The sequence below is a fragment of the Acinetobacter lwoffii genome, assembly GCF_024129115.1.
GTDB lineage: Bacteria > Pseudomonadota > Gammaproteobacteria > Pseudomonadales > Moraxellaceae > Acinetobacter > Acinetobacter lwoffii_T.
In genome coordinates this window covers 21608-28187 of the sequence record NZ_JAMXXO010000028.1, presented here as the reverse complement: position 1 = coordinate 28187, position 6580 = coordinate 21608, and the positions used below count along the sequence as shown (strand labels likewise).

The 6580-nt window shown below is 39.1% G+C and carries 5 protein-coding genes and 1 pseudogene; 2 read left to right on the top strand and 4 right to left on the bottom strand.

What is annotated here, in order from left to right; translation table 11 throughout:
• The coding region (locus NI470_RS14540; protein ID WP_253148481.1) for an aldehyde dehydrogenase family protein at positions 1 to 221 on the top strand (221 nt) is incomplete at its 5' end.
• A gap of 177 nt (positions 222 to 398) precedes the next feature.
• On the opposite strand, the gene pnuC is transcribed toward NI470_RS14540, so the two are convergent.
• The 4 genes from pnuC to NI470_RS15800 all read right to left on the bottom strand — a co-directional run bounded on the left by pnuC (position 399) and on the right by NI470_RS15800 (position 4857).
• Positions 399 to 968 carry a nicotinamide riboside transporter PnuC gene (pnuC, locus tag NI470_RS14535; protein WP_004647790.1) on the bottom strand — a complete coding sequence of 190 codons (570 nt, stop codon included), beginning with the start codon at positions 966 to 968 and terminating at the stop codon, positions 399 to 401.
• Positions 969 to 996: 28 nt separating this feature from the next.
• Positions 997 to 3180 (bottom strand): TonB-dependent siderophore receptor, encoded by a 2184-nt coding sequence (locus NI470_RS14530; RefSeq protein WP_253148808.1) that lies wholly within the window; start codon positions 3178 to 3180, stop codon positions 997 to 999.
• A 40-nt stretch (positions 3181 to 3220) separates the two neighbouring features.
• On the bottom strand, positions 3221 to 4426 hold the full coding sequence (locus NI470_RS14525) for a phosphotransferase enzyme family protein (protein ID WP_253148819.1): 1206 nt from the start codon (positions 4424 to 4426) through the stop codon (positions 3221 to 3223).
• A gap of 299 nt (positions 4427 to 4725) precedes the next feature.
• A complete protein-coding gene (locus NI470_RS15800) occupies positions 4726 to 4857 on the bottom strand; it encodes a hypothetical protein (protein ID WP_005100775.1) in 132 nt (43 codons plus the stop codon).
• Positions 4858 to 5194: 337 nt separating this feature from the next.
• Between NI470_RS15800 and NI470_RS14520 the strand changes: the two are divergent.
• Positions 5195 to 6195, top strand: a pseudogene (locus NI470_RS14520) (IS30 family transposase).
• Positions 6196 to 6580 lie beyond the last annotated feature (385 nt).

The window sequence follows — 6580 nt, the reverse complement described above, 5'->3', positions numbered from 1 at the left end:
TCTGGTCACGCTCAGCGCATACCTCTTACCGTGCAGGCCGTGCTATTCAGGCAGGTCGGGTCTGGACTAACTGTTATCACATCTACCCTGCGCATGCGGCTTTCGGTGGCTATAAAAAATCCGGCATTGGTCGTGAGAATCACAGAATGATGCTGGATCATTATCAACAAACCAAAAATCTGTTAGTGAGCTATTCGACCAAACCAGCCGGGTTCTTTTAAGAAGTGAAATACATTCAAAGCGAACTTCGGTTCGCTTTGAATGTATGGTAGCTAGCTTTCACAAAATATCAGCAACATCTTCAAGCTGCGGCCAATTCAAATAAAGTTTTTAGTCTATAAACACTTTTTTTAAAGGAAAGAGCATCACCTCAAATTTCTATTTGCAATAGTGTCATTTCAAGATAATTTCACTCTATAAAGATTTCGCCACATTCTCCAGCCATTGAGTGCCAGAAGAATAAAAATAAAATAAAGCACGGCGGTTAAATACAATGACTTATAGCTATACATGCCGACATAAATCACATCTAACACACACCATAATCCCCAGCTTTCAATATATTTTTTTGCCGCCCAATAACTTGCCACCAAGCTAAAAGAGGCTAACATGGAATCCAACCAAGGGAGTGATGCTGTGGTGAAATGAGCAAATAAAGCGCCAATCACCAGACCAGCGACGATACCCACAATCAGGCTATATACCCAGATTTTCTGATTCAAATAGCCAACTTGTACGCTGAGATCCTGATCTTGATCTTTTTTCGTCCAGCTATACCATCCATACAGTTGCATCAAGATAAATACAGCTTGTAATGCTGCGTCTGCAAATAAATTGACACGATAAAAAATAATGATATACAGAAATACAGCGACAATATTCACCAACCAGCAGGCTTTATATTGTTTAGACGTCAACCAGACACCTAAAACGTTTAAAATAAACGCTGCAATTTCTATATTTTCCATAGCAATATAACCTGATTAAGCAGCCAATTTAGAAGTTCAGATTGAATGACAAGGTTGCTGTACGCGGCGAACCCAAGAATAAATAATCGTCACCCAAAAATTCACCTGCATCACGCCAGTATTTCTTGTTGAACAGATTATTAATATTCAAGCGTAGCAATGCATCGGTCGTATTTAGTTTAAATTGATAAGCAGCGCCTAAATCAACCACACTATAACCTGCAACTTTCGCAGCACCCTCTTTGTTGGCATATTTGCTGGAACTGTATTGACCACCTGCCAGAACAGTGAAACCTGCAATGCTCGGTACGTTATAGCGAAGATGTGTTGCGAAACGAGCTTTTGGCACGTTTTGCGCCTGATGATTACCATATTCAACCGCTTCTACATTTTCTAAACGGGCTTTAGTCAAGGCAAAAGATGAAGTTAAGGCCAGATGATCGGTTAATGCACCATTCAGTCCGAGCTCCAGACCCTGACTATGTTGTTCGCCTTCCGCAACAAAATAGCGAAGTCCTGAAATCGGCTTGCTATATTGGTTGTCTTGGCGTAAATCAAATAGCGAGGCAATCAATAAGAACTGCTTGATCTGTTGTTTGAAACCAACTTCATATTGCTCTGAGTAGATCGGTGCTAGGGTTTCAGCAGCATTCTCTGCAAACCAAGGTGCTGATTTTCCATCTGACAAGCCTTTGGCATACGAGGCATAGACGGTAGTCGATTCCAAGGGGCTATAGCTGATTGCGAATTGCGGTAAAAATTTAGCTAAATCGGTATCGCGGACTTTTATTACCTGCTTACCCTCTGCATCATAAGCATGTGCTTGCTCATCAAGCTCGATCCATTTTCCGCCAATTAAAGTGGTCCAATGTTCATTCCATTCAATACGGTCTAATGCTGTAAATGCAGTTTGTTTACTTTTAAGTGCTTGATATTTTGGTCCAGCATTCGCTGTTACTGGGGAAAAATCTATGGTTTCTGTATAAATATTACCTACACCAATCCATTCATTGACACCAGCAAAACGATCTCGCGATTTATTGGTTTGTGTAATATCAAAATTTAGATAATGTTGCGCCCAATTGGTATCAATCACCCCATCTAGTTTGACTTTAAATTGGTTGGTTTTAAAGGTTTCATCTGGATTCTGATAATCGTAAATATCATACTCGCCAGCTTTACCAAACGTGTTACAGGAATACTCTTCCAGACATCCCTCTCGATAATAACCGTAAGCAAATGTCGAATAATCATCAACCTTGGATTTACTGTGGGCTGCGACGAGTCCCAAGTTCCAGTCATCATTCAATGCATAGCTATATTTTAAACTGCTATTCAGACTATCGATCGTGACCGGTTTGCCCCAAGTCTGATAACCCAGCAATCGGTCCCATTTCACATTTTCTGGGACTTTACCATCCAGTAATTGATAACCTGGCACTGATTTTTGTTCGGAACGCTGTGCTTCAAGATCAAATTCTAATTTGGATTGCTCAGATGTTTTCCAATCTAAGGTCAATGCCGCTAGATAGCGTTCACCATCGACATGATCGACATAAGACTCCATCTGTTCATTCACCAGATTGATGCGATATCCGAATTGTTGCTCATCACCCCAAAAACCACCGAGATCAGTTGCCACTGAAAACTGGCCGTGTTGATCGGCCGAGAATGTCAGTGCCTGAATATCTTTCGGTCGCTTGGTGACATAATTCACAACCCCACCCGGGGTCGACATCCCACTTTGAATCGCGGACATGCCTTTTAAAATTTCCACACGTTCTTTATTTTCAAGTGCGACGTTTTGTTCACCACGAATCACATTGCCATTAATGAGGTAGCTAGATGCCAAATCGAGTGCAAAGCCACGCGAGACAAAGTTTGGATAATAGCCAATTGCAGCATAGCCCTCACCGATGGCTGCATCATTTTTTATAACATCGCTCAGCACACGAGCATGTTGTTCAGCAATGAGATCAGCAGTCAAAATAGAGACCGATGCAGGTATTTTTTGCAGACTGTCCGTAGCAAATCCCTCAACATTCACTTTAGCACTCGAGTAAGGAATGCTTTGATCGGCTGTGATAACAATCGTGTCAAGCTTTTGAACATCGTCTTCAGCATAAGTCAGCGGGACTAAACACAGCTGCGACAGAATGATCATATTTAAAGATCGGATTAATACATTCTGTTTGAGTTGACGAGTGTTCATACGAAACCTTATGTCTGTGAAGTGGGTGATGATGCTGGGTTTAGAGAGAGCATTGAGAAGATTGCAATTCATCTTGAATGAGCCGGGTTAAGGTCTGGGTAAATTGTTGACCTTGTTCGCCAAAGAACCAGTCCACATGACCGATAATCCAGTCGTAATAAGCAGCATCTGCATGTTGCTGGTTTTGAGTAATCCCAACAAAATACTCAAGCTCTGAAAAAGCGAAATCCAAATGCACGATTTTCAGTAGTTCTGGCAAAATACTAAAATCTTCTTGTGGATGTACTTCAGAAAAATAAGCATGTAGAAAGGCAGTTAAACCAGCTTCATCAATCTGAATATGTGGGCTCTGCTCTAATTCCAACCAATCAATGAAATTACGTTCAATCGTCACAGCCAGATCATAAAGTGCAGAGTTTCGGTCAGATAAACCAAAATCAATTACGGCAGTAATTTCAGCTTTGGCATCCGGCGCTGACCAAAACAGATTAGAAGCGTGTAAATCGTTATGGGTCCAAATTTTGCTTGCCTGTTGCAATACAGGCTGAATACGCTGGTGAACCTGTAAGATTCGATCTAAAAAGTAAGGATCTAAATTTTTATCGGCAAAATAACGGCTTAATTCTGAACTGTTTGCAATGCGCTGTTGAATGGCTGTAATGATATTTTCACTGTCTAAAAGCTGCTGATTGGAAACCAAATAAGATGCTGATCTGCCCTGCTGTTCGGGAAAATCCTGCATCGCCAGATGTAGTCTGGCCAGTAAAGCCCCTGCCTTGGCGGCATGTTCAGCATAGAAAAAAGGTTTCCAGGATTGCTGATCTGCATACAGATCTAAACCGGCTGCTTTTGCATAGACTTCATAGGTCCAGTCACCCAGCTCTAAAGCAGTCAGATCTTGATTTGACCTAATCAATGCTGCAACAGGAATTTCTTTGCTGGCTAAATGCTGAAGAACGGCATGCTCCTGTAAAATATCCTGGGCACGACGAAATGAACAATGACTGCGCTTGATCAAATACTGATGCGCGACTGCTTCATCCCTGCTCACAAAATCCTGCTCCACCTTGACCAGCGCCGCAGATGAAAATGGCCGGGGACTATACCACAAAATCTCAAAATGACCTTGTAAACAGGAATATTGCTGCTGCAGACTTTGTAATTCTGGATCAGAAATATGTGCCCAGTCTTTATTTTCCCAGGCATTGCCCATACCATGACCTAAATCATTGGTAATTATGGTCATCATCACTATTCCTGAGCTAGATCATTATCTAATAATGGAAAATCATCGTTTAGGCGAACAAGCAAACAGTATTTTTAAATACATTTAATATTGAAGACACGCCCTAAAATTAAGTGGTACATACCAGTATTAAATTGAAGGCAAGTTTAGCCTTATAAATATAAAAATAGAATAGATCTCTCGCATAAATCAGAAAATGATCTTCTTTTTGGTTAATATTCGAACTCCAGATTTCTTAGCATTCGCGCATAATCTGCGGATGAAATACATCAATTCAAACAAGCTTTCTGATCCTCAGTTCAAGCGATAACATAGTTTTGAAATGCACCGTAATTCATTTTCATGACTTCACTAAGTAGCTCTTTAAATCCATGTTCCTCAGCAGCAAATTCTACCAGTGATTCATTGTTCAGATCAGTAACACATGCCATGGTTGTACACTTGAATGATTTTGGTCTTTAATGAAGTTCTTTAACGGCTCAGTATGGATTGCCCAGGTATCGAAGTCTTTCATCTGTATCTGACGAACTTCAATGTCATTGATTTTGATGCTTCGATTCGTTTCTAAAAAAAATCATTCATAATGATGTCTCAAATTAGATTTTAATGACAAAAAAATACCCTGATGGTTATCCCATCAGAGCTAAATATAAAATTATTTATTTCTTAATTTGAAATACTTTGATCAATCAGTTTCTCAATAATATTAGAGGCAAGGCAGAGTAAAACTTGAAGTGCGACATAAACCACCTAATTAATTTAAAGGGTATGGAGTATATAAAATTGTCATACCATCATCTTAACTTTGAAGATCGTACTGCATTAATGCTTGAGTCAAGAAAAGAAGGCTTTTCACCAAGAAAATTTGCCGAACTCATTAAAAGACATCCAAGTACGATCTATGGTGAGCTTAAAAGAAATAGTATCAATGACGTTTATCAAGCTCGATATGCTTCTGATAACACCTTCGCTAGACGTAGACGTAGTCACAGAAAGCTCAAAATCGATTCAATCCTCTGGAGATTTATTGTTGAAGCGATCCGTTGTTTATGGTCTCCTCAGCAAATATCGAAGCGTTTAAAGACAATTCCTGATTTGGATCAAACAATGAATGTAAGCCATACAACGATTTATTCAACGATACGAGCATTACCAAAGGGTGAGTTGAAAAAAGACTTATTATCCTGTCTGCATCATGAAAATAAAAAGCGAAAAGCTAACGGTGAACCTAAAAAAGATTCTATATTACAGGATATTAAAACTATTCATGAGCGCCCAGCCGAAGTTCAAGAAAGATACCGGGTCATTGGGAAGCCGATTTAATTAAAGGTAAAGACAATAAAAGTTCGATAGCAACACTTATTGAACGAAATACACAGCTCTGTATCTTGGCAACATTATCTGATGCAAAGGCAGAATCAGTGCGCAAGGCTTTAACTAAAGCTCTGAAATATTTACCTGAGAACTGCGTGAAACGTTGACCTATGACCGTGGACGTGAGATGGTAAAATTTAGGCATAGATGTATATTTCTGTGACCCACATTCACCATGGCAAAAAGGCACATGCGAAAATATGAATGGTTTAATTAGGCAATATTTACCTAAAGGGATTGATTTAAATCAGGCAGATCAGCATTATTTAAATCAAGTTGCCATGTCACTGAATACTCGTCCTAGAAAAGCGTTAGATTGGCTTACACTATTAGAGAAATTTTCTCAGCTTATTGATTATCATAAGGCTTTTGAAACTATCGCACCTCATGTTTGAATTCGCCCGCCTAAGGTGCTTTGATTCAGTTCTATTGAAGCTTTAAGATAATTTTCAAGCTTAATCTATACAGGTATATTTTGTTGAATTACGTTTTTTTATTAAGATATTTAAGGGAAAATTCTTACGGAAAAAATGTTTTTTATCACTGAACCATATACAAGCAGCTAAATTATCGTGCAATTTTTCAACCATCATTGGATGACTACCGTAAACTAGGTAAACAATATCACCAATATAGATATTATTCATCTTTAGTCAGCCAAGCATAAGATCAAAATTCTGAAACTTCTGATAAATAAATTAATGCCATCAATTGAGAACTTTTTTTAAGCTGAGAAAGCATTTATAAAGTCCAATTAAGTCCTTATCCCATTTCATAAAT